The following is a 1344-nucleotide window of genomic DNA, read 5'->3' on the forward strand; positions in this document are numbered from 1 at the left end:
CGCTGATGCGGGTGTTGTGGTGGGTGGTGTGGGTGTGTTGTCGGGTGTTGAGCGGCGTCGTGTTTTGGTGGAGTGGAATGCGACGGGTTGTGAGGTTGTGGGGGGTGGTGGTTTGGCGGAGTTGTTTGAGCGTCGGGTGGTGTGTGATGCGGGGGCTCCGGCGGTGGTGTCGGGTGGGTTGGTGTTGTCGTATGGGGAGTTGAATGCGCGGGCGAATCGTCTGGCGCGTGTGTTGGTGGGGCGGGGGGTGGGTCGGGGGCGTTGTGTCGGGGTGTTGATGGAGCGTTCTGTTGATCTTGTGGTGGCTTTGCTGGCGGTGGTGAAGTCGGGTGGGGCTTATGTGCCGTTGCATGGTGGGTATCCGGTGGAGCGGATGCGGTGGGTGGTTGAGGAGACGTCGGCGTGTGTGGTGCTTGTCGATGAGGTGATGGCGGGGCATGAGCTGGTGGTGGCTGGTGTTCCGGGTGTGGAGTTTGTGTCGGTGGGGGAGCCGGCGGGTGTGGTGGGGGTTGCGTCGGGGTGTGATGCGGGGAATTTGGGGGTGGTGGTTTCCGGGGATGATCTGGCGTATGTGATGTATACGTCGGGTTCGACGGGGTTGCCGAAGGGTGTGGCGGTCACGCAGGGGGGTGTGGCGGGGTTCGCTGTGGATCGTTGCTGGGAGCGTGGTGTTCTTCAGCGGGTGTTGTTCCATGCGAATCATGCGTTTGACGCGTCCACGTATGAGTTGTGGGCGCCGTTGCTTGCGGGTGGGTGTGTGGTGGTGGCGCCGGCGGGGCGGTTGGATGCCGCGGTGGTGCGGGAGTTGGTGGCCGAGCATGGGTTGACGAATTTCCATGCGACGGCGGGGCTTTTCCGTGTGCTGGCGGAGGAGGCGCCGGAGATTTTCGTGGGTGTGCGTGAGGTGTCCACGGGTGGGGATGTGGTGTCGGCGCCGGCGGTGCGGGGGTTGCTGGCGGCGTGTCCTTCGCTGGTGGTGCGGTCGACGTATGGTCCGACGGAGTCGACGGCTTTCGCGACGCATATCGCGTTCCGGGCGGGTGACGTTGTGCCGGACGCGGTGCCGATCGGCCGGCCGATGGACAATACGCGGGTGTATGTGCTGGACGGTGGTCTGTCGCCGGTTCCGGTGGGGGTGGCGGGTGAGTTGTATATCGCGGGTGTGGGGCTGGCGCGGGGGTATGTGCGGCGTCCTGGTCTGACGGCCGAGCGGTTTGTGGCTGATCCGTTCGGGGCCGGCGGTGAGCGGATGTACCGGACCGGGGATGTGGTGCGGTGGTCGGTTTCGGGGGAGCTGGAGTTTCTGGGGCGTGCGGATGATCAGGTGAAGATCCGTGGGTTCCG

The 1344-nt window shown here is 65.4% G+C and carries 1 protein-coding gene; it reads left to right on the forward strand.

The annotated features are described in order from the left end of the window. Positions 1-181: 181 nt before the first annotated feature. The coding region (locus ABZ956_RS30470; RefSeq protein WP_361900750.1) for an amino acid adenylation domain-containing protein at positions 182-1344 on the forward strand (1163 nt) is incomplete at its 3' end.

This window comes from Streptomyces sp. NPDC046261, assembly GCF_040646235.1.
Taxonomy (GTDB): domain Bacteria; phylum Actinomycetota; class Actinomycetes; order Streptomycetales; family Streptomycetaceae; genus Streptomyces.